19 protein-coding genes are annotated in these 21501 nt (G+C 53.2%); 8 read left to right on the top strand and 11 right to left on the bottom strand.

All coding sequences use genetic code 11. The annotated features are described in order from the left end of the window. Window positions 1-269: 269 nt before the first annotated feature. Entirely contained in the window at window positions 270-986 is a 717-nt protein-coding gene (locus tag JNO51_RS00090) for a hypothetical protein (protein ID WP_215779890.1), read from the bottom strand. Window positions 987-1263: 277 nt separating this feature from the next. Next, the gene (locus JNO51_RS00085) at window positions 1264-1881 is read right to left on the bottom strand and encodes a tyrosine-type recombinase/integrase (RefSeq protein WP_215779886.1); all 618 of its coding nucleotides are present in this window, start codon (window positions 1879-1881) and stop codon (window positions 1264-1266) included. Between the two features lie 356 nt (window positions 1882-2237). Here JNO51_RS00085 and JNO51_RS00080 point away from each other — a divergent pair, with 356 nt between their 5' ends. The 3 genes from JNO51_RS00080 to JNO51_RS00070 all read left to right on the top strand — a co-directional run bounded on the left by JNO51_RS00080 (window position 2238) and on the right by JNO51_RS00070 (window position 4429). Beyond that, a complete protein-coding gene (locus tag JNO51_RS00080; protein ID WP_215779883.1) occupies window positions 2238-3173 on the top strand; it encodes a hypothetical protein in 936 nt (311 codons plus the stop codon). Then, entirely contained in the window at window positions 3166-3699 is a 534-nt protein-coding gene (locus JNO51_RS00075) for a restriction endonuclease (protein WP_215779881.1), read from the top strand. The genes JNO51_RS00080 and JNO51_RS00075 overlap by 8 nt, the downstream gene beginning before the upstream one ends. Before the next feature lie 73 nt (window positions 3700-3772). Continuing rightward, complete coding sequence (locus tag JNO51_RS00070; RefSeq protein WP_215779878.1) at window positions 3773-4429, top strand: MltR family transcriptional regulator; 657 nt, start codon at window positions 3773-3775, stop codon at window positions 4427-4429. Between the two features lie 486 nt (window positions 4430-4915). On the opposite strand, the gene JNO51_RS00065 is transcribed toward JNO51_RS00070, so the two are convergent. The 3 genes from JNO51_RS00065 to JNO51_RS00055 all read right to left on the bottom strand — a co-directional run bounded on the left by JNO51_RS00065 (window position 4916) and on the right by JNO51_RS00055 (window position 7702). Beyond that, window positions 4916-6442, bottom strand: a complete 1527-nt coding sequence (locus JNO51_RS00065) for a hypothetical protein (RefSeq protein WP_215779876.1) — start codon at window positions 6440-6442, stop codon at window positions 4916-4918. 76 nt (window positions 6443-6518) lie between these two features. Further along, entirely contained in the window at window positions 6519-7385 is an 867-nt protein-coding gene (locus JNO51_RS00060; RefSeq protein WP_215779874.1) for an ImmA/IrrE family metallo-endopeptidase, read from the bottom strand. Window positions 7386-7387: 2 nt separating this feature from the next. Beyond that, window positions 7388-7702 carry a helix-turn-helix domain-containing protein gene (locus JNO51_RS00055; protein ID WP_215779872.1) on the bottom strand — a complete coding sequence of 105 codons (315 nt, stop codon included), beginning with the start codon at window positions 7700-7702 and terminating at the stop codon, window positions 7388-7390. 532 nt (window positions 7703-8234) lie between these two features. Between JNO51_RS00055 and JNO51_RS00050 the strand changes: the two genes are divergently transcribed. The 4 genes from JNO51_RS00050 to JNO51_RS00040 all read left to right on the top strand — a co-directional run bounded on the left by JNO51_RS00050 (window position 8235) and on the right by JNO51_RS00040 (window position 12461). Then, window positions 8235-9398, top strand: coding sequence for a multiubiquitin domain-containing protein (locus tag JNO51_RS00050; protein WP_215779869.1), 1164 nt, complete (start codon window positions 8235-8237; stop codon window positions 9396-9398). Then, entirely contained in the window at window positions 9395-10795 is a 1401-nt protein-coding gene (locus JNO51_RS00045; RefSeq protein WP_252346137.1) for a ThiF family adenylyltransferase, read from the top strand. Before JNO51_RS00050 ends, JNO51_RS00045 begins: the two co-directional genes overlap by 4 nt. After that, window positions 10792-11124, top strand: a complete 333-nt coding sequence (locus tag JNO51_RS17515) for a DUF6527 family protein (protein WP_371822862.1) — start codon at window positions 10792-10794, stop codon at window positions 11122-11124. Before JNO51_RS00045 ends, JNO51_RS17515 begins: the two co-directional genes overlap by 4 nt. 287 nt (window positions 11125-11411) lie before the next feature. Beyond that, entirely contained in the window at window positions 11412-12461 is a 1050-nt protein-coding gene (locus JNO51_RS00040) for a hypothetical protein (RefSeq protein ID WP_215779863.1), read from the top strand. Between the two features lie 212 nt (window positions 12462-12673). Here the strand turns inward: JNO51_RS00040 and JNO51_RS00035 are convergent, their stop codons facing one another. Genes JNO51_RS00035 through JNO51_RS00025 form a run of 3 tightly spaced genes read right to left on the bottom strand, consistent with a single transcriptional unit; the run spans window position 12674 to window position 15495 of the window. Then, window positions 12674-13240 carry an HAD domain-containing protein gene (locus tag JNO51_RS00035; protein WP_215779861.1) on the bottom strand — a complete coding sequence of 189 codons (567 nt, stop codon included), beginning with the start codon at window positions 13238-13240 and terminating at the stop codon, window positions 12674-12676. Between the two features lie 5 nt (window positions 13241-13245). Next, window positions 13246-15189, bottom strand: a complete 1944-nt coding sequence (locus JNO51_RS00030) for a TniQ family protein (RefSeq protein WP_215779850.1) — start codon at window positions 15187-15189, stop codon at window positions 13246-13248. Between the two features lie 42 nt (window positions 15190-15231). Beyond that, window positions 15232-15495: a hypothetical protein gene (locus JNO51_RS00025; protein ID WP_215779848.1), complete on the bottom strand. Its 264-nt coding sequence runs from the start codon at window positions 15493-15495 to the stop codon at window positions 15232-15234. A 204-nt stretch (window positions 15496-15699) separates the two neighbouring features. On the opposite strand from JNO51_RS00025, the gene JNO51_RS00020 reads away from it, so the two are divergent. Next, complete coding sequence (locus tag JNO51_RS00020; RefSeq protein WP_215779845.1) at window positions 15700-16254, top strand: hypothetical protein; 555 nt, start codon at window positions 15700-15702, stop codon at window positions 16252-16254. 215 nt (window positions 16255-16469) lie between these two features. Here JNO51_RS00020 and gyrB read toward each other — a convergent pair whose 3' ends face one another. Genes gyrB through dnaA form a run of 3 tightly spaced genes read right to left on the bottom strand, consistent with a single transcriptional unit; the run spans window position 16470 to window position 21501 of the window. Further along, complete coding sequence (gene gyrB, locus JNO51_RS00015) at window positions 16470-18860, bottom strand: DNA topoisomerase (ATP-hydrolyzing) subunit B (protein ID WP_215779843.1); 2391 nt, start codon at window positions 18858-18860, stop codon at window positions 16470-16472. Window positions 18861-18914: 54 nt separating this feature from the next. After that, window positions 18915-20021 (bottom strand): DNA polymerase III subunit beta, encoded by a 1107-nt coding sequence (gene dnaN / locus JNO51_RS00010; RefSeq protein ID WP_215779841.1) that lies wholly within the window; start codon window positions 20019-20021, stop codon window positions 18915-18917. A 46-nt stretch (window positions 20022-20067) separates the two neighbouring features. Then, window positions 20068-21501 (bottom strand): chromosomal replication initiator protein DnaA, encoded by a 1434-nt coding sequence (gene dnaA / locus JNO51_RS00005; protein WP_215779838.1) that lies wholly within the window; start codon window positions 21499-21501, stop codon window positions 20068-20070.

Genomic DNA, 21501 nt, shown 5'->3' with positions numbered 1-21501 from the left:
CGGCCGACCACCGGTCACCAGGCGAATTGTGGCTGTCAATGGCGGCACCTCGGCCTGAGCAGCCACTGGGCGGAGCCCCACGATAAGTCCGCAAACAGTCGGTTAGCTGCCGGAGGCGGTAGATTCGGACTGAATGACTGCTTTTCTCAGTAGCTAGGGACTGCTTCCGACCCAAAACGGAAGTACGTGGTTGCGAGAATCTGACCTTCAGGAATGCCTGAATTCACCGGCCTGCGCGACTTTTTGCGCAGGTCCGGTATAATGATGGGTTAGCCACCACGCTGAAATTCATCATGCTCGGTTTCCCAATAGCCGCTGTGGATTTGCTTCCATAGGATTGCTTGCTTCTCGGCCATGGATACAACCTGACGTCCAAGTTCGGTCAGTGTGCAATTCATGTACCCCCGATATTTCTTGGCAATGAGGCCCTCAGCTAATAGGGGCTCAATTTCTTCAATGAATTGCTCGTTCTTTCCCCACTTCGTGACTAACAATTGCCACGTGTCGGGTGAGAAATGTAGCTCTGACAATGTTCTCGAACTACCGAATCTAGCAACTAGGGAATCCAATTGAGACTCTCTCAGGATGTTCTCAATCGGCTTTTCCTTGCCCTTGCCTTCCACTCCGAGACTCTTCGCAATCCTTTCGGCAGCTTGCGCGATTACTTGGTCGGTAGCTACAGCGGACTGAGCGGGTGCTACACGACCTTGGTTGTATTCAAATTCATTCTTGAGATATTGGGCGTAGTAAGAGTCTTCCTGCATTTGCGGGCGGAACTTCGTTTGCAGTAAGAAAAGGGCACCGATAAACACTGGAACATTAACGACAGTAGCAATGACCAGCAATCCACTAGCCCAAGAAGGATTTGAAATTTTCTGCGCACCAGCAAGGAACGAAGCATTTACCACAACAAGGCCTACCAGCCACGCGGCGAGCAATTGAATTGGTTTGGTGACCTTTTCAGGCGTGATATGCGGATCGGTCATGATGATTCCTGTGATGGCTAACAGTGTTTACACGGACGCAGGGGCCCATATAGCAATTAATATTGCTGACGTCGGATATGCTGCACCAAGATCATTGTATTAAGTCACTTGGAATATCCTCTGTTAGTACAACAAGATTAATATGTCAGACAACTAACCTAGATCAATGTCTGCTTTGAGACGAGCAATCAAGTATCCGCTTGTGGCCGATTGTACGCGTAGGCAATGACAACGGAAAGCGGCCGCTTAAAAAATATGCACGGCCGCTATAGCTTGTCTAGATTTCCGTTTGCTCTGAAATTTCCAGAGCATCATCCACTTCAATACCCAAATACCGCACTGTACTTTCCAACTTAGTGTGGCCCAACAGCAACTGAACCGCTCGTAGGTTCTTGGTCCGTTTATAGATCAGCATGGCTTTGGTCCGCCGCATCGAGTGAGTTCCGTAAAGAGATGAGTCCAGCCCAACATCCTCGACCCAATGATGGACGATCCGAGCATACTGGCGCGTGGAGATATGGGGCGAGCATTTGACTCTGCTCGGAAAGAGGAATTGATCTGCGCCCCGCAGATGTGCTTTTTCTATCCAGGCCGCAACCGCAGATCTTGTTGGCTCTGTTAGTTCAAATTGCACTGGGCGCTGCGTTTTCCGCTGAATGACCATGGCACGAGAAAGAATCTGAGCCCCATGGCAGATGTCTCGTACTCGCAAGTTGACCAGATCGCAGCCTCGCAGCTTGCTGTCGATTGCCAAGTTGAACATGGCCAGATCACGCACGGAATGGGTATTTTGGAGGTGAATACGGATTGCCCAAATGTCTTTTAGCTTCAGTGGTGGTTTCTGCCCGACGAGCTTTCCCTTGTTCCATGCTTCACGCTTCTGAATCGTTTCCATAACAGACCCCTAGGTTGTTGTCCGAAGTCTGATTATTCGATGTTGTCGGGATTGTCACCCCAGGAGTACCATGCCAAATGAGTGCCATCAATCAGGATCGAAAGGCCGTCAATGACAGCTTTGCCGTTGCATGTTCTTGGGGCTCTTGATGTGAAAGATCAGTTGTAACCCGTGCCGCTTTTGTCGGGCTTTTTAGAATCCTGGGTGGGGCTGGAAATTGCGATAAGTCACTTATGAATCAACGGCTTGAGATAGCTTCCCGCGATATCGTCATGCGGACGGCGCCGATGTTATGCACCAGCTTTTGTCTCCCTACAACACGTTAGCATTCGCCAATCATCCTTGGAAGTGAATCTATGATCAGAGTTGGTGTTCTGTCCGTTCTTGGTGAAGACGAGAAAATTCATAGAATAATCGAGCGAGCTTCACCTCGATACGATCTGGTTATTGAGACTGTCGACAGGTTTTCCCCTGAGACTCCTGTCATCAATCGTGTGCTGTCGCTCTTGAACCTTGTTGATGTCGTTGTTGCTGATATCCGCTCAGGAAGCCCTAGTATTTTCTATGAAGTAGGCCTCGCCCACGGGATTGGAAAACCAGTACTACTGATCGTTGACTCCGCAAGTCGAATTCCTGCCGATTTGCTAGGTCACCAGTATCTGGTTTTTCACAAAAATACCGAGTCCGAGGAACAGCTAGCATTCTCAATCGGAGAACATCTTCAAACACTCAGCAAGCGATCACAGCGGGCACTACTGATATCCCCCCGGTTTGAGCTTGCCGTAACACCGGAGGCACACGGTCAAACCAGCCTGGAATTCCGCGATCTTTATGCATTTACGGGTGCCAAGCGAGGCAGATTGCTTGAGCGATGGTTTCTTGAGCTAGCAAAGAGCGTCCCTGGATGGGAAATTATCCAAAGCGAATCACAGAGTCGAGCCGAAGGATACGATCTGCTAATTTGGAACTCGCTTGAGTATCCCGAATTTCAGGCTCTCGGGAACCCTATTCCCATTGAATTCAAGGCGCTTCGGGCGTTTACCGCTTCCAGCTTTCATCAACTCCTTGATACGGCCCGCCGATCAAAACTTCGGAGCTTAGTTCTTATTACGACGGCCCAGAATGACGCTCCATCGAAGCGGATGCTTGACCGACTGAGAAACGAAACTGACATAACCGCCATCTGCTTAGATCGTGAAGATTTGATTGATGTAAGAACACCCAAAGATCTCGTCTATGCACTGAAAAAATCTCTACTAGAAGCTCTCTATAGGAGAGAACGCTATGTTTGACTTGCAGCATTATCAAGGCCTGTTGCTGCAGGTTCAAATCGCACAAACACCTCATCAGAAAGGCCAGACATTTGAGACGCTATCTGAATACCTTCTAAACAGCCTAGATGGAGTGGAAGTTCAAGAGCGTGACATTCAAATGCCCTACGAAGAAATAGACCTTCTACTCTGGAATGCTAGAACGGAAGAGGTTTTGCAGCCATGGGATCATGTTGTACTGGTTGAGTGCAAGAATTGGTCGGCGCCAGTTGGAGCTGCTGTATTGGATAACTTCCTGCAGAAACTTCGGCGCAGTCACATCACAACGGGAATATTTATCGCCGCAAACGGTGTAACCGGTGATTTTTTGAACGGCAACAACGCACACCGAGGAGCTATTGCGTTACTTCGCGACGCGCTGATGCTGGATGGTATGCGCATTGTCGTAATTCGGTGGGAAGACTTGCAGGCGATTCAATCCGTCGCCGACATCTGCGAACTGATAAAGAAGCGCTACTGCGCTCCATACATGAATCGTGTGTTCTAGGCTAACCCATCATTCCACCGGACCTGCGCTAAAGGCCGCACAGGCCGGTGAATTCAAACGTTAGGCATCGAGTATGACAACCACCGTTTATCAGTTCATCCAAAAGCAACACGCTGAGTTCACAGCGTTTCACCAAGCCCTTACAAATGAGTCTGACCGAGGCTGTGCCCTGTTTGCGGCGGCATTCCTTGATAAGGCGCTTTCTGATCTTCTCTATCTTTCCCTCGTCGCAGACAAACGAATCGAGAAGGATCTGTTCGAGGGAACCGCCCCACTCTCATCGTTCTCAGCCAGGATCAAGCTCGCCTTCTATCTAGGCAAGATTTCCAAGGAGTGCCGTGCCGATCTAGACACAATTCGAAGAATCAGGAATGAGTTCGCCCACCATGCAGAGCTCATCTCATTCGACGACCAGTCCATCGCCGGTAGATGCAGAAACCTACAATTCTCTTACCACGAGCGAACACAACAGCCGAGAAGCCACTTCACCGCAGCCGTCAGCAGAATTCTGGCAATGCTGCAAGCCACAGGTTTGAGTTCGGTGGCCCCACTGGTGAAACCTGACGACCGCCCCACTGAAACGGAGAAGGCGGAAGCTCGAGCGCAGGCTGAGTTGGCAATTCAAGACCTCGCAAAAAGCTTCAGCAGCAAGACTGAGGCGATACCTAACGCATCAGTCAAGGGGGCGTCTTGCGGTAAGCCTCAAGACGCCTCTTATCCAGAGGATTGAACGTCAGATTCTCGGTAGCCTTCTTGGCCGCCGCCAACTTCCGCTCAGGATTGATTTCGGCCATTGGAAAATGATAAAAGCGAACATTAGCCCTGCAACAAGGGGGATGTCCGCTTTTAATCTCTGAGCCGACTATTCGAGTTGGCAGCGCGACAGTCCGCTCCGGCCGAAATGCGGTAGTTTGATCAATTGTAAAAAGCCCACCGGATTGCTCCGGTGGGCTTTTTCATTATCTGTGTCAGCATTTTTTCACTAACCTGACACAACAACACTTTCAGTATCACCCGAAATGTAGGTTTGCGCTGTTAGTGAAAAACGCGATCCTTGATTTGTAATGGATTTTTCATTGATGTGCACATGCGGAGAGCCTACCAACTGGCAGACTACGTGAAAAATTCCTACAGAATTTGCGCTCTTTGTGAAAAAAAGTCGCAAATATAGGAAGATCAAAGGCTTGCATCAGATGGATTTCCTGTTTTTACAGGGCTAGTACTTGCCAAACAGCCGCGCCCAGAAGCCCGTTTTCTTCGCAGGAGCGGGATTGCAGCTCGCCACTTGTTGCTGCCAGACGGTGGAAATCTCTGCTACTTGAACCTTCGCTGACTCTTGAAACACGCGGCCCTCGATGGCCGCTTCCCGCAGGACTTTCAAGGCAACCATCCCGAGAAGCTTCGTTAGTTCTTGTTCGAAGCCCAGAGTGATGTCCGTTTCCCCGCTTTGAGCATGGGCAATCTCGTGGAGCAGTACAGAGGCGTAACCCTCGATAGAGGCGAGTTCACTCCGCTTAATAATGATTTCCGCACCTGTCCAAAGCCCTCTAGCCTCCGCAAAGCTTCCCGTCTCAGGGCGCATCGTCTCGGAAATTTCGATCGCTTGAACCCTCGATGGGAGCCCTCCGACGAGGTCGGCGATCCTACCTGTCAAAGCGAATACTGACCTTTCCGATGAAGTGAGATTTTCAGGCGGGACGAACTTAAACTCGAAAGAGCGGTTCCACTCTGAAACGAAGTTACCCAGGTCCTGAATCGCATTGCCCTCCACATCCACCTGACCCAACAGCTTATCCTTGACGGTGCTGGGAATTGTAATGATCTGCCTGCCACTCGCTTGGGCTTCCTCGACAAAGCGAGGAGAGTTCATGATCTCCTCATCAGTCAGAAACAGGACATTCCCTGTTGCGTTGGTAATCTTTGAGGCATGTACGGAGACATCGGCCCACTTCATCTCGTCATGAAGGGTTCCTCTCCCAAAGTTACCCAAATCGTCGACGAGTACCTTGGCGATGGTTTCTGAAGAGGATGCGAGCAAGATGGACTTCACTCGGTCGGAGTAGGCTGACCTGCCAACATTCGTCCTTTCTCGATTGAGAGCCTTCTTAATGGCTGCTGTCAGTGAAGTGATGTTGTAGGAAAACAGAAAGTTCTCTTCTTCCGCGACGCGGATGCCGTTAATGTAGATGTAGGATAAATCGCCCCCTTTTCTGAGAACTTCTCCGTATGGGGTTCTTTCGAGTGTTTCCTCACCCGAGAATTGCAGGAATAGCTGTTTTGCCCTCTCGATGTCCTCGGCAGAACATCCTTTCAAAATAAACTCGGTACCGACGAATGTAGGATCGGACGGGTCAGAAATGCAAGCGTGCAGAGTAATGACATCGGAGAAGTCGTGCTTCTCGGAGCGGTCGAAGGAGACATCGCAGAATTTAGACCGGATGCTAGCCTCAATGCCTAAACGGTCGAATGTAGCCAGAGCATCTTTCAAACCCACTCCGAACTTTCCGATGAGACCCGGATGGTCGAGCTTTTCCTGGTTCTCGTTCATCGTGAAGTGCTCATGCCGGAGGCCACGTCCGAAATCCCGGATATGCCAAAAACCGGGGCCATCGTGGGTGATGGAGATTTCCTGAGTGCCGGTCAAGATCTGCTCGTCGAGTGCGTTAGCGATGATTTCTCGGATAGCATGAAACGCGTCCCAATTTTCCAGCATCCGGTCTATGTTCAGATCAAATTTCTTCACCACTCCCTCTCCTGCTCTTTGCCTCAAGCTTGCATAGTATCTGACCCAGAATAAGGCCTACTGGAGCATGGATGATTCAGACATTACCTTCCTCGTCTTCATCTGGAAGCTCTTCAATGTAGAGCAGCGTAACCTTGTATCCATCCTGTTGATACAGTGTCTGTTCTAGAACAGTATCAGGAAGCTGGTTCCTTTTGTTTTCTTCAAGCCATTGATAGCTGTCTACCTCATCCCAATCGGAAATCCCCTGCCCATTCTGCCTAGCAGGGGATTGGGTTGGAAGAGAGTGTCCCTTGCGGACGCAGAGGGTGTAGGGAAACTCAGCGGCACGCGTCCAGTAGCGGACTACATTGTTATGCGAAAAAACAAACGCCACGGGATAGTCAGAAAGCGCCTTATACCGCCAGACCGTTGCCTCAACGCTAGCGTCATAGTTGGAAGCGAGTTCAAGTAGGTGTCCAAGTTCAGGCTCACCATATGCCTTTAACTTTGCCTTGAACTGTACACGTGGCATTAGTAGCTCAGAGGCAAAGGAATTGGCTTCCGTCTCGATGTCTTGCCTTACCCCAGCAGCCGATGTACGTCCAAGGCCATCGCTCGAGTCCTTGATGTCTTCTTGCTTGCAGTTAAAGCTTGTTTGCCGGTGCCACGGAAGAAGGAAATGCCCCAGCTCATGGCCAATAGTAAAGCGCCGGCGTTGAGGATTGACACCGCCCTTCACCATTATGACTCCGCATGACTTTTCTGGATTAGTAATCAGTGCTCCCTCAAAGCCTTCCGTTGTCAGTTCCGCTATTTTTTCAATGCCGACTAATGTAGCAAACTCCTCAACGGGTACTGGCCCTTGAAGACTTGGATTCTGGCGGAAAATTTCATTAGCGATGGCTATTGGAGTAGCTTTTCCATCCAATTCCATTAAATCGAGGGTTAACGTATTTGCCACTACTACTTCCCCTTTAGCAGCTCAATCATCTGACGAACAGTATCCTGGTCGCGTTGGTCAAGAGATTTCAAATCTCGATAAAAAACCAAAGCTTCTGCTTCTGTTGAGAGTTCCTCTTGGCTAGGGTCAATCAAGTAGTCAACGGTGACCTTGAAGTGATCAGCCAGCTTTCTAAGCAAATCAGCCGTTGGATTTTTACTTTTGCCTTTTTCAAGTTCCCATATATGGGTTTTGGTCACTCCGACTGCATCTGCAGTGTCCTGCAGCGATTCCCCCTTCTTCAGCCGAAGTTCGTTCAGCTTCGCTCCTAGGGACATGTTGACTTCTCCAAGTAGTAAAAGCCCCGCAACTAATTGCTGCCGAGCCTACCCGTAAGATACACCCGAACAAAATTGTATGCCAGTAGTTGCATATTCGTGGCGTTAGATGTATCTTACGATCGTGGGTGTATGAATCTTCCCAAGCTCTGCCAGGTATGACGCTACCCATGACTATCGGGCGTTGAGCATGCAAGCAAGGGTAGCAAATATGCAATTTGCATTCATAGATTGATGGAACGTGTATGAAGTGCTACCAGAGACACTTGGCCGCAATACATGTGTAGTCCAAGGAGTAAAGCTTCGCAGTAAAAGACTTGAGGATTATGAAGTTTAGATCGACCGTGAGGTGGGTCTGAAAGAAGGGGGTCGCTTGGGCAGTTGGCGCTGCCCAAGCGAAAAACGATCTCCGAAGAGACCGCTGCCGTTAGACAGCTGCGAGTATCTGTGATGACAGTGCCTTTCGTCAAGAAAGGGCTGTGCTGGAGGTCGCCCCATGTTTTAGTCGTGCTCATTTTTTTGGAGAAATTCCATGAGCAGTCAACTCAAACCGGGCGCAACTGCACCTGAATCTGTTTCGGAGGGTACTTCCATGGTTGCAACTGCAGCAAACTTTCACAATGATCATCATGTGATTGAGGTGGCAGATGAGAATCTGACCTACCGCTCAATTCACATTAGTGATTTGACCCCAACGGGCCAGCAACTTGCCACTGCGGCAGGTTTCAAGCCCACTCAGAGCCCAACCGTTCTGCATGTCCTTCCTAACGGCGAGTTGGAGGATATTCGGCCTGATGAAACCATTAATCTGCATAATGGATATGGCCATTTCATCATCGTAGAAAGCGATCGCTTGTATCGTTTTACTATTGATGGCGTGCGATTTGACTGGCCCTGCCGAATGGTTTCTGGTGAGCTTATCCGCAAGCTGGGCAAAGTGCCGGTAGAAATGGGACTCTACTTCGAGCGCAAGGACGAGGCCGATCGCCTAGTGAATGACGACGATCTAATCGACTTGGATGCTCTAGGTGTTGAAGCTTTCTATAGCCGAAAGCTAGCGTGGTCTCTTAACGTTCAAGGAGTGATGCTTGAGATCCTAACCCCCACAATTTCCGTCAGAGATGCTCTGACTCGCGCGGGTTTTGATCCCAATCAGGGCTGGCAGATTTTCTTGAAGATTGCAGGACAGCCAAAGCAAGCGGTTGAGTTGTCAACTGTAGTTGATCTACGTACACATGGTATTGAAAAGCTGAGGCTTACTCCTCGAGAAGTGAACAATGGTGAAGCGGCTCCGACACCACGCAGGGATTTCGCGCTTCTTGATGTAGATGAAGCCCACCTCGGACAGCTTGCTTTGCGCTGGGAAACCGTGGTTGATGAGGGCAGACGTTGGCTGCTTATTCACTCCTATGATATCCCGCAAGGTTACACTGCGGGTCAGACACTGCTGGCTCTTGAAATCCCGCAGTCCTATCCGGGGGCGCAGATTGATATGTTTTATACCAATCCGCCTCTTGCCTTAGAGTCTGGTCGTCCAATCGACTGCACGCAAGTTCGGGCCACCATCTTTGGTATTGAGTTTCACGGATGGTCCCGGCATCGAGGGGCTCAATCTCCTTGGAATCCCTCGACCGATAATGTCATTACGCATCTCGCTCTTGTCGAATCGGCGCTGGCAAAGGAGGTTGGAGAGTGAAGCCTACTTCGACGCTGACACTGCCAGCTTCATTGTATGCCCAAGTCCGGGACCACTTGTTTCCGGGTGATGGGCTTGAGGCGGCTGCGATTCTACTCTGTTCTCGAGTCCCTGGGCCGCGCCTTCGTTTGCTTGCAAGAGAAGCCATTTTTGTCCCTCATGAAGCTTGTTCACACAGAGCTCCAGACGCTATCACGTGGCCTGGTGAGTTCGTTGAACATGCTATCGATCAAGCTGAAACGGATGAATTAGCGATTATCCTGATCCATTCGCACCCTGGCGGACTGTTTGATTTTTCCGATGCTGACGATGCCAGTGACGCTGCAGTATTACCAAGCTTATTCCATGCATTCGGCGAACTGCACGGCTCGGCTATTATGGTGCCCGGCGGGGCCATCCAAGCCCGTCTTTATACGCCCAGCATGGATAATCAGCCCATCGATTTGGTGTCGGTCGCGGGGGATGACATCCACTATTGGTGGAGTGATCTCACGTCGGTGACTCCCAGCCGTCGCCCCGTCGCTTTTACCAGTGATATGACCGCCGAAGTCGGCCGGCTGACAGCGGGAGTGATTGGGGTGTCAGGAACAGGTTCAATAGTTGCCGAGCAGCTAGCCCGGCTTGGTTTTGCGAATGTGACGCTGATTGATTTCGATCATCTAGAGCATAAGAATCTGAATCGCATCTTGAATTCAACCATCGAAGGGGCAAACCGCAACCAATTGAAGGTAAACGCATTTGCCGCTGCGATAGCAAGCTATCGTGGTGAGGGTGTGGCCAATGCAGTCCCAGCTTCGGTAGTAACAAGGGAGGCCGTTCTAGCAGCAAGCCAATGTGACGTTTTGTTCTGCTGTGTTGACACCTTGGAGGCTCGCCATATTGCTGACCTTATTAGTTCAGCTTTTTTGCTCCCTTTGTTTGACGTAGGTGTCGTAATTCCAACGCGTAATGCTGGGGTTACGCGGGCAATTGGGGATGTCTGTGGGCGTATCGACTATGTACAGCCCGGAGGTTCGACATTGCAAGACCGTGGGGTCTATTCGCCTGTCTCACTGCGGGCTGAGTACCTGCGCAACGTAGCACCTGAGGCGCATCGCGAGGAACAAAGAGCAGGCTATCTTCAAGGGATGGCTGATGAAGCTCCGGCTGTTATTGCACTAAACATGCGTGCAGCGTCTGCTTGCGTGATGGAGTTCATTGCTCGTGCCTATCCATTTCGGCTAGAAGCCAACCGGCTTTATGCGCGAACTCAGTTCAGCCTTGCCGCTTGCGAGGAAGAGTATATTGCAGAAAATTTTTTCGCAAAAATACCTAATCCAGTTCTGGGGCGAGGCTCGAAAGAGCCTTTATTGGGCCTTCCCGCTTTGAAAAAATTGGCGCATGAGGTGAAGCAATGAGTTTAAAACGCTGGTGGCGGAACACATGGGAAAACATGGCACCCATCCGCAGGCTTCATGTTATCGAAGGGGATAGCCTACCGCAGCACTTGCCGCGTAGAGATTTAATCCTCGCTCGTGAGGATGGTGAGGATTGGTGTGTTGGGATGCGCTGCCCTTGTGGCTGCGGCCGCAGAATCGAGCTTCTGGTTATTCCCGAAGCAAAGCCACGCTGGGATGTTAAGGTTGATGCGAGGGGTGTACCGACCATATCCCCATCAATATGGTTGAAGAAGGAATGCCGTTCACATTTTTGGCTTAGAAATGGCCGGGTTGTCTGGTGCGATTAAATTATCGAATAATTGCCTACAATAATAATATTGCATAAATAATGAAATTTTTATCCATGTTGCCAACATTTTCTCATCTATCTCGTGAGATATTCGATTTCATTGCAAGGGATGACGTGTTTATTGTCTCAGCTCCATTTCTTTGTAAAGACATTTACAATTTGGATGATGGAAAGCCGCTAACCGGATATTTGGGAAGCTTTGATCTTTAATCAACTTCGTATCACTTTCTGACTTTAATGACAGCCAAAAATAGCCGCATATTCATTTCATCTCCACGCGTGAGAATGGCGCTCGTGTTGGGTGGTCTATTTGCATTTGTTTTATTACTCAAGATCATTCCATTCTTTACATACTTAATCCTACTGGCAATCATAGTAGCCATAGGAATCAGCTTACTCTTTCGAATTCATAATTTATACGTAGAAAATCGAACGATTGCACTAAACAGACTGGCTAGATTTGCCAGAGGTGCGAGATCCATCTTAAAGATGGGGGCTAATGTAGAGGCTTTTTACTTGGTTGGACTTTTGATAGATATTGTCGCCATTCTATATTTAGTAATAAGGCCTGAACATGTGGCTTCGGTTTCGGGAGTGTTTTTTATTGCAGGGGTATGTTTAGCGACTGCAGGATTCCTGGACTTTTTACAAGCCGCTTACAAGCTAACTAAGTATGCATGGAGCCGTGCCATGGGTAAGGCTCTACTGGGGGTTGCTGGTACAACCGCATATTTCATTGCCAGTGCAATGGCAAAGTCAGTAATTGCTCCCGCATTAGCCTATGACCCGAAGTATTTCGCTGATAGTGTTAGTATTTTTCAGACTTTGTTGACGCCAATTGCATACATAAATATATGCGCTGCGATAATTGCACCGTGCTGCATTTTTGTCGTGGTAATAAACACATTATTTATATTTTCCACCCTGCAGTGGAAGCAGCTACGACAAATATTCACGCAGCCAAGTAGAGTAAATAAACTGCGCTTGGCATCACTTCCAAAAAGATTGTGGACTGGAAGAAAGTATGTTCGTCAATTTGTTCTGTTCGACTGGAATGAAACGCGTCCGATTATCAGGCCAATGGCCATATTAGCAGCTGCTAGTGCGATTTTTGCCCTTACTTCACAAGCGGCATCGTTCAATATTGGTTTACGACAACGATTCATTCGTTCAATAGTTGTGGCGATCGAATTCCGGTCTGGTGCAACCTGTAATAACGCGCCAGTATTGTTTCCTGCAAACTACGCAGAGCCTGGCATCTTGTTGATTGCAAAGCCCAATGGCGAGTTAGTGAGAATGGATTGCTCCGTCTCAAAGACGCCCCATCTCCCATAGTCGCCCGATGCGCGACATCCCCGTATGCACCAAGCTGCTTGTCCGAAATGCCAAGTGGCAATACAAGGGGATAGCAGTAAGTATCACTGTGGCTTCATGCTGTTGTCGTGAGGTTGTGATTGTTAATAGTGGGAAAATAATAATCGGCTTGCTATGTTGAAGCAGAACGTAGTGGAAACATATCAGCTTGACTAGTTTCTAATGCATTGGCTTTACTTGCAACTTGCCAATTTTTCTCGAAAATCAGTCAACGTGTCTTGTTTGCCAATTCCCTGGCTTGGATCTGTGAGAATAAGCCGATAGCGATCATTCTCACCCCAAGCCTCATCATCATCGTCCAACGCAAGCCACTCGGTTGGCGATGTCCGAGACAGATAACGCCGGATCTGCTGATACCGGCTCAGCTCGCGCCATTCCACCGGATCCGTGCGGGAATGCCAGGTCGCCCCGATGACACGAGACTGCAGCCTGGATGGCAACGCCTTGCGCGTGCGACTGAACGAGCGAAAACGGACCCAACTGGTCGATAGCACGATTTTTAAGTCAGGATGAGGGGCCAAAGCGTCTTCCAGTAGCCCTGCCCACATGAATAACTCGCCAGGGGCTCGCAGCACTGGGCCGCGTTTTTCCAGGTACACCGCGTCCGGGTGTAATACGCCGTCGAAATCTAGGAAGAGGATCATTTCACGGGCTCCTTTTCGGACTTTTTCTGAGGGGCCGCTGTGTTCCTGAGCGGTCCACACCTTGGCTTCAACCAGCCGCGTTTCGAAGGCTCTCATGGTCGTCATCCTGGAATATTCAATTGGATTTCATCCAGTCTACCTGTAACTGCTGCACGTTCCCTTCGATCCAGATAAGCCATGACATCTGCGCGCAAAAACAGATAGGTGGTGCCGCCGTCCACCGTGGGGCCGGTGATAGGCCACACGCCTTGATTGAGCATCGCCCGTGAAGCGGATTTCTCGCCGAATCCGGTGAGTTGCCCCAGTGACCGCCCCCAGACATAGAGTTGCTTGAAGCTGTCCAGCGCCTGCCGAGTCAGCCGAGGTTTTCCGTCGTTGTCTGAGTGGACGAAGCCATGCAGCAGCCCACGGTCTCGTAGCCAGTACAGCACATGCTCTTTGATTCCCAGATATTGGGAGGCGGCGGCCAGGGCGAACTGATCTTTTTCCGGCAGGATGGCAACGAACCAGGATTCAAATTGCTGTCGATTGAGCAGTAGGCCCTGCAGGCCGGGTTTACACGGGTCGCGTGCAACCACGGTGAGCGTTTGGTTTTGCAAAGCGCGTAGCAGCGTCACCAGATCCGCGCCATCGCGCGTACGGCCACGGCAGATTTCTTCGAGAGACATCAGGCTGGCGCAATCCGGTGTCGGATGCAGGGCGAGGGAGAGTCCACCTAGCAACTGGTCCAGCTCCGCTTTTTGGAACATCCAGTGGCTATGCCCGTTGTCGCTCTCTCCGGGCGTGTAGCAGGGATGGATGAGGCTGGATTCCACGAACAGGCGTACGCGTGGGCGTGTGGTGCCGAGATAGCGAGCCGTATCGGTGAGCGTAAACAAGGCGCCGGCGCTGCCTTGTCGGAAACGTTCCACCGATGCGCGATCGACGACCAGATAGCGCCGTGTGCCTGGCGAGTGTTGATACCAGCCGTGAATTTGTCGCGCAGAGACCAACGTGGCCAGCTTCTGGCGCGAGATGCCCATTATCTCGCTGGCTTCGTTGGCTGTGATCACCGGGTGCTGGAGCGAAATGTCGTCGACGATGAAATGGTGGCGCTCGGCGATGACGCCTTTCCAGCGCTCGGAAACAAAGCGTTCGAACTCGATGCGCACGAAGTGCAGCTCGGGATGGTTGAGCGCCTTGCTCAAAGCCTGTAAATGGATACCGAGAAATTGGCGCAGATCGAGGGCATGCTGCTGCGACGGATCCACCAGTTTGTCCATGAAGCGATGGAACGCCGCTGGCCAGTCCGCCAAAATGTCGGCCGCGCTGGTCAGGATGGGCTGAACAATTGCAAGACGATGGTGGTTCTGCACCTTGAGTGGCTTGCCGAGCTCGCGATGGTGCACGTAGCAGCCCAGGGCCCATAAAAGATCGAGCAGGCGTGCCAGGTGAAGCTCTGCGAGTAGTGTCGACGCAGGCTCTGGGTCGGTGTCGAGCGGTCGGTACCCGCTGCACGCCGTGGAAAATTTGGTTGATACCCATTCGGTTGCTCGAGCCAATGAAGCAGGTAACGATTCGGTGGTGCCTTCCGTCAGCGGGTGACTGCATCGGCACTGGAGCACTTCGCCGCTGTACCAGCTCACAGGGCGCGCGCAGCTCGGACATCGATCCAGCAATAAGCATTGATGAATGGGGCAACCGATCTGCAGGGTCAGTAGCCATTCGGCTCTCCAGTAGCCGTGCTCGCGTAAGCACAGAGGGCACCAGCGTCGCAGATGCAGATTCCAATAAATGGTCTTGATGCCGAGTAGCTTTTTTGGCCCGATCGGCAGTGTCGAGCAGGATGGCCCCCACAGATTCAACAATTCCTCGACGCTGTGACCGGTGCTGCCAGCGATAAAGTCTTCGAACCCTTGTGCCGGTAGCGCCAGATGTTTGCAATAGGCCTGCAGCCAGCTCAGCGATGGAAAGTCATTTGCTGCGCCCAAGCGCAACAAATAGCCGATTGCGCTTTCCAGCGGTCTCGGCAGCGGACGGAAAGGTAATAGTGATGGATGTTTCATGTTTGGAAATGCCCGCTGGCACCCCGGCGGGCAGGTCTCCGGTTAATGGTTCGAGCTTGGTGCGGTGAAACTAGTCGGTGCGAACAGCTCGCCCGCCTTGTTCAATACGCGCCACTGGAAGCGCTTGTTGAACGGGTTGAGTGGCCCGACGCCCTCGTTCCACAGCTCCTTTGAGAAAGCCTCCTCCAGCATCCATGGCTCGACGCTGCGGTAGCCCCGTTCGAGTCGGATTTCCAAGGCGGCGATCAACAGTTTGCTGAGGTAGCCGATCAGTCCATTGCAGGCATAGAACAGACGCACCAGCATGTCGCCCTCGCACAGGCGAGTCGAAGCCCTCATGAAGCCTATCGCAACTTGTGGCTCGGGCTTGAGGCTTTACTTTCAGCAGTTGAACCGAAAGGTAAGAAGGAAAAGGAAGGCGTCTGGCTTCGTAGATCGCTAAGTCAAATTGCAAAAAATCGGGATCTATCCCGTGAAGCCCCGAGCGGTGTGAGCATAGTTGACTACATCATGGACCGCCATTATTCGGCGATGCGATGCAATCTATTCCATGCAAAGATCGGCACAACGTCGGCTACACCACAGATGCCAACTGTCGAAGATGCGCTTGATGCCTATTCGGAATTAGTCCGAATTTGGAGAGCCATTGCTATGTATGTAGGAGGCTTTCGCTTCGTTGGAAGTGGATTAATTACATATGCAGGCTACGCGATGCACATGGCGGGGGTATTTGCGCAAGTACTATTTAACGCTACCGAGGATGACACGTTGCCTGCCATAACCGATACTTTGGTGAGTCCGAAGAACTGCACGATCGTCGATTTTGACTCCTCAAATTACATTGGAGAAATTGCTCCAGGTAGGGTAGAAAATCTAGGGACTATCGACGTTTCAGCAAGGGAATTGCTTCCACCTTTCCGTAGAATAACAACAAGTATCGGGGACACTCTTTATAGCATTGATTACATGATGGGCGGTCTTGACGTGAATGGAGTAGATCAGTTCGAATATCGTCAGAGATGGCGATTGCTTAATACCGGCATGCCTAGGACATATTTTGATTGAGTAATGGTATTGCCTATGAGCTTCGAGTTTGGTTGGCTGTTCATGCTCGGAGGAAACCATTGTTCCCATAAATTACAAATTCAGCATCTTACCGAGTAGATATGACGAACACGATAAAGGCCCCGCAGAATCTACGGGGCCCTTATCAATCAACCCAGAGCAGTTTTCACTTTTCGCAAAAAGTTTGCACTAACTCCGCAAACCTACACGAAATATCAAACATCAATATTCCGCGCAATCAGCGCATTGCTCTCAATAAACGCACGGCGCGGTTCGACGTTGTCGCCCATCAGGGTGGTGAACACATCGTCGGCGCTCATCGCGTCTTCGATGCGCACCTTGAGCAGACGGCGCACGGTCGGGTCCATGGTGGTTTCCCACAGCTGTTCGGCGTTCATCTCGCCCAGACCTTTGTAGCGCTGGATGCTCATGCCCTTCTTGGCGTCGGCCAGCAGCCAGTCCAGCGCTTCGCCGAACTCGCTCACCGGGCGCACGGTTTCGCCGCGGCGCACGCAGGCGCCCTCGCCCAGCAGACCACGCAGCATGTCGCCGGTGCGTACCAGCTCGTTGTAGTCGTTGGAGTCGAGGAAGTCCTGGTCCAGCACCGACACCATCACGTTGCCGTGCAGCTTGCGGATGATCTTGATCATCCAGCCGTCGTTCTTGCTGTCGTGCATCAGTTCCAGGGCCAGGTCGTCGGCCGGGATCTGCGCGTTGAGCTGGCTGATGGCGGCATTGGCCTCTTGCTCGGTTTCCAGCGACAGGCGCGGTACTTTGAGCATGGCTTCCTGCAGCAGCGGGTCGATGACGCGGCTTTCGCGTTCGATGGCGGCGCGGGCCAGCAGGAACTGGCGTGCCACCTTGCCCAGCTCTTCGCCGGTCAGCGGGGCGGCGCCTTCGCGCGGGATCAGCTCGGTCTTGTCCAGGGCCAGTTGCAGCAGGTACTGGTCAAGTTCGTAGTCGTCCTTGAGGTAGCGTTCCTGTTTGCCGTGCTTGGCCTTGTACAGCGGCGGCTGGGCGATGTAGATGTGGCCGCGTTCCACCAGTTCCGGCATCTGACGGTAGAAGAAGGTCAGCAGCAGGGTACGGATGTGCGAGCCGTCCACGTCGGCATCGGTCATCAGGATGATGCGGTGGTAGCGCAGCTTGTCCGGGAAGTATTCTTCCTTGCCGATGCCGCAGCCGAGCGCGGTAATCAGGGTGGCGATTTCCTGGCTTTGCAGCAGCTTGTCGAAGCGGGCTTTTTCCACGTTGAGGATCTTGCCCTTCAGCGGCAGGATGGCCTGGAACTTGCGGTCGCGGCCTTGCTTGGCCGAACCGCCGGCGGAGTCACCCTCGACCAGGTACAGTTCGGACATTTTCGGGTCTTTTTCCTGGCAGTCTGCCAGTTTGCCCGGCAGGCCCAGCCCGTCCATGATGCCCTTGCGGCGGGTGATTTCGCGTGCCTTGCGCGCGGCTTCGCGGGCGCGGGCGGCTTCGACGATTTTGCCGCAGATGATCTTGGCGTCGTTGGGGTTTTCCAGCAGGAAGTTTTTCAGCGCTTCGCCAACCACTTCGTTGACCACCGGGCCGATTTCGCTCGACACCAGTTTGTCTTTGGTCTGGCTGGAGAATTTCGGGTCAGGCAGCTTGACGGAGAGCACGCAGGTCAGGCCTTCGCGCATGTCGTCGCCGGTGGTTTCCACCTTGGCTTTTTTGGCGTCACCGCCTTCGTCGATGTACTGGTTCAGGGTACGGGTCATCACCTGGCGCAGCGCGGTGAGGTGGCTGCCACCGTCGCGTTGCGGGATGTTGTTGGTGAAGCACTGTACCGATTCCTGGTAGGAGTCGTTCCACTGCATCGAGATTTCGGCGCTCATGCCGTCTTTCTCGCCAATGGCGTAGAACACCTTGGGGTGCAGCACCGTCTTGTTGCGGTTCATGTATTCGACGAAGCCGGCCACGCCGCCGGAGTAGGCGAAGTTTTCTTCTTTGCCGTTGCGCTTGTCGATCAGGGTGATGGCGACGCCGTTGTTGAGGAAGGACAGTTCGCGGATGCGCTTGGCCAGGATGTCGAAGTGGAATTCGATGTTGCCGAAGATTTCGCCGTCGGCATGGAAGTGCACTTCGGTACCACGGTGGGTGGTGTGGCCGGTGACGGTGAGCGGCGCCACGGCCTCGCCATGGCGGAATTCCATTTCGTGCACCTTGCCGTCACGCCACACCTTGAGGCGCAGCCAGTCGGACAGGGCGTTGACCACCGAGACGCCCACGCCGTGCAGGCCGCCGGAAATCTTGTAGCTGTTGCTATCGAATTTCCCGCCGGCGTGCAGCACGGTCATGATGACTTCGGCGGCGGAGCGGCCTTCTTCCGGGTGGATGTCGGTCGGGATGCCGCGGCCGTTGTCTTCCACCGAGATGGAGTTGTCCGGGTGGATGATCACGCGAATGGTGTCGCAGTGGCCGGCCAGGGCTTCGTCGATGGCGTTGTCGAGTACTTCGAACACCATGTGGTGCAGGCCGGTGCCGTCTTGCGTGTCACCGATGTACATGCCCGGGCGTTTGCGTACGGCATCAAGGCCTTTGAGTACCTTGATGCTGTCCGCGCCGTATTCCTGTTCGCTCATAAAACCTTCTTCTTCGTGTGTCTGTCAGTGCGGGGGCGGCTGCCCCCGCGCGCGTCAGATGCGCATCGGCATCACGATGTATTTGAAGTCGCTGTTGTCCGGGATGGTGAACAGCGCGCTGCGGTTGGCATCGCCAAACGCCAGCTGCAGGGTGTCGGCCGGCAGGTTGGTCAACACGTCCAGCAGGTAGTTGATGTTGAAGCCGATTTCCAGGCTGCCGCCGGTGAAGCCGATTTCCAGTTCTTCTTCGGCTTCTTCCTGTTCGCTGTTGGTACACAGGATGGACATGGCACCGGGCTTGAGCACCAGGCGCACGCCGCGGAATTTCTCGTTGGCGAGAATGGCCGCGCGTTGCAGGGCGTGCAGGAAGGTCACGCGCTCGATCAGGAAGATCTTGTCGTTGTCGAGCGGGATGACGCGGTTGTAGTCGGGGAACTTGCCGTCCACCACCTTGCTGATGATCACGGTGGAGCCGAAGGTGAAGCGCACCTGGTTGGCCAGTACCTCGATGTTGATGGCGTCGTCGCTGTCGGCGAGCAGTTTGTACAGCTCGAGGATGGTCTTGCGCGGCAGGATGACTTCGGCCTTGGGCAGGCTGGCTTCGACCTGGGTGGAGGAGAAGGCCAGGCGGTGTCCGTCGGTGGAGATCAGGCGCACCTGGTTGCCTTCGGTCTGCATCAGCAGGCCGTTGAGGTAGTAGCGGATGTCCTGGACGGCCATGGCGTACTGCACTTGCGAGATCAGGCGGCGCAGTTCGCGCTGGCTGACGCTGAAGCTGGCTTCCGGGCTGCCGTTGACCGGCAGCAGGGGGAAGTCTTCGGCCGGCAGGGTCTGCAGGTTGAAGCGCGATTTGCCGGCCTTGAGGGTCAGGCGTCCGTCCTGTTGTTCCAGGGTGACGCTGGCCTTGTCGGGGATGGCTCGCAGGATGTCCTGCAGCTTTTTGGCCGAGGTGGTCAGTCGAAAATCTTCGCCCGGCAGCGCTTCGGCGCTGGCGGTGGTGATTTGGATTTCCAGGTCGGTGGCGAGAAAGCCGACTTCGGCGCCCTTCTTTTCAATGAGTACGTTGGAAAGGATGGGCAGCGTGTGGCGGCGTTCAACAATGCCTGTCACCGCCAGCAGCGGCTTGAGCAGGGCATCGCGTTCGGCTTGCAGAATCAGCATGTTCCGGACTCCCGAAGAGGAACGAGTGGTGAATTAATCATGGCCATCAGTTGCGAAGCATGGATAGCAATGTTTCGTAATCGTGTGCGATGTCGCTGTCCACGGTGCGCATTTCGGCAATGGTCTTGCAGGCGTGCAGCACGGTGGTGTGGTCTCGCCCGCCGAAGGCCTCGCCGATGTTCGGCAGGCTCAGCTGGGTGATCTCCTTGGCCAGCGCCATGGCAATTTGCCGTGGGCGGGCAATGTCCCGGCTGCGCTTTTTGGAGTGCATGTCCGAGAGTTTGATCTTGTAGTAGTCGGCAACGGTTTTCTGGATGGTGTCGACGGTGACCTGGCGGTTGCCGGCGGCCAGGATGTCTTTCAGCGCTTCTTTGACCAGCTCCATGGAGATGCTCTGGTTGGTGAAGCGGGCGTAGGCCACCACGCGCTTGAGCGCGCCTTCCAGTTCGCGCACGTTGGAGCGCATGTTCTGGGCAATGAAGAAGGCCACGTTGTGGTCGAGCTTGATGTTGTCGGCTTCGGCCTTTTTCATCAGGATCGCCACGCGCATTTCGAGTTCCGGCGGCTGGATTTCGACCGTCAGGCCCCAGGAGAAGCGCGAGATCAGGCGTTCTTCCATGCCTTCGATCTGTTTCGGGTAGGTGTCGCAGGTCATGATGACTTGCTTGCCGCCTTCGATCAGGGCGTTGAAGGCGTAGAAGAATTCTTCCTGGGTGCGGTTCTTGCCGGAGAAGAACTGGATGTCGTCGATCAGCAACAGGTCGAGCGAGTGGTAGTAGCGCTTGAACTCGTCGAAGGCTTTGTGCTGGTAGGCGCGCATGATGTCGGCGACGTAGCGCTCGGCATGGATATAGCGGATGCGTGCCTGCGGCGACTTTTGATAGACGTGGTTGCCGATGGCCTGGATCAAGTGGGTTTTGCCGAGGCCGACGCCGCCGTAGACGAACAGCGGGTTGTAGGCCGGGTCGCCGGGGTTGTCGGCGATCTGGGCGGCGGCGGCGCGGGCCAGCTGGTTGCCTTTACCGGTCACCAGGGTGTCGAAGGTGAAGGCCGGGTTGAGGCGGGTGCTTTCGTGGCCGGCACCAATGGCCTTGACCGCGGCGGCCTGGCGCGACGGGGTGATGATGGACGGCGCGGCCGGGGCGGCGGGCGCGTTGTCGCCGCTCTGGGTTTTGCTGGCGGCAGGCGCGCTGACCGGGGCGGCGGCCACGGGTTCGCTGCGCGCGGGGCGTGCCTGCGGCGTGCCCAGGCGCAGTTCAACCGGCACTTCTCCCATCAGTTCAACGGCGATTTCCTCGATGCGGCCGAGGAAGCGGTCTTTGATGAACTGCATGATGAAGCGGTTGGGCGCGAGCAGCGCAACGCAGTCTTCGTTTGCTTCAGCGGCCAGTGGCTTGATCCAGGTATTGAACTGTTGCGACGACAGTTCGGATTCCAGGCGAGCCAGGCACAGCGGCCAGAATTGATCCAGTTCGGTCAT

The sequence above is a fragment of the Paludibacterium sp. B53371 genome (assembly GCF_018802765.1).
In the GTDB taxonomy this organism is placed as follows: domain Bacteria; phylum Pseudomonadota; class Gammaproteobacteria; order Burkholderiales; family Chromobacteriaceae; genus Paludibacterium.
The sequence above is the reverse complement of the archived record's forward strand: the minus strand, read 5'-3'. Positions and strand labels throughout refer to the sequence as shown.

Coding starts and splice junctions, on each gene's coding strand:
- JNO51_RS00090 (WP_215779890.1), bottom strand. CDS start 986: ATGACCGATCCGCATATCACGCCTGAAAAGGTCACCAAACCAATTCAA.
- JNO51_RS00085 (WP_215779886.1), bottom strand. CDS start 1,881: ATGGAAACGATTCAGAAGCGTGAAGCATGGAACAAGGGAAAGCTCGTC.
- JNO51_RS00080 (WP_215779883.1), top strand. CDS start 2,238: ATGATCAGAGTTGGTGTTCTGTCCGTTCTTGGTGAAGACGAGAAAATT.
- JNO51_RS00075 (WP_215779881.1), top strand. CDS start 3,166: ATGTTTGACTTGCAGCATTATCAAGGCCTGTTGCTGCAGGTTCAAATC.
- JNO51_RS00070 (WP_215779878.1), top strand. CDS start 3,773: ATGACAACCACCGTTTATCAGTTCATCCAAAAGCAACACGCTGAGTTC.
- JNO51_RS00055 (WP_215779872.1), bottom strand. CDS start 7,702: ATGTCCCTAGGAGCGAAGCTGAACGAACTTCGGCTGAAGAAGGGGGAA.
- JNO51_RS00050 (WP_215779869.1), top strand. CDS start 8,235: ATGAGCAGTCAACTCAAACCGGGCGCAACTGCACCTGAATCTGTTTCG.
- JNO51_RS17515 (WP_371822862.1), top strand. CDS start 10,792: ATGAGTTTAAAACGCTGGTGGCGGAACACATGGGAAAACATGGCACCC.
- JNO51_RS00040 (WP_215779863.1), top strand. CDS start 11,412: ATGGCGCTCGTGTTGGGTGGTCTATTTGCATTTGTTTTATTACTCAAG.
- JNO51_RS00035 (WP_215779861.1), bottom strand. CDS start 13,240: ATGAGAGCCTTCGAAACGCGGCTGGTTGAAGCCAAGGTGTGGACCGCT.
- JNO51_RS00030 (WP_215779850.1), bottom strand. CDS start 15,189: ATGAAACATCCATCACTATTACCTTTCCGTCCGCTGCCGAGACCGCTG.
- JNO51_RS00025 (WP_215779848.1), bottom strand. CDS start 15,495: ATGCTGGTGCGTCTGTTCTATGCCTGCAATGGACTGATCGGCTACCTC.
- JNO51_RS00020 (WP_215779845.1), top strand. CDS start 15,700: ATGGACCGCCATTATTCGGCGATGCGATGCAATCTATTCCATGCAAAG.
- gyrB (WP_215779843.1), bottom strand. CDS start 18,860: ATGAGCGAACAGGAATACGGCGCGGACAGCATCAAGGTACTCAAAGGC.
- dnaN (WP_215779841.1), bottom strand. CDS start 20,021: ATGCTGATTCTGCAAGCCGAACGCGATGCCCTGCTCAAGCCGCTGCTG.
- dnaA (WP_215779838.1), bottom strand. CDS start 21,501: ATGACCGAACTGGATCAATTCTGGCCGCTGTGCCTGGCTCGCCTGGAA.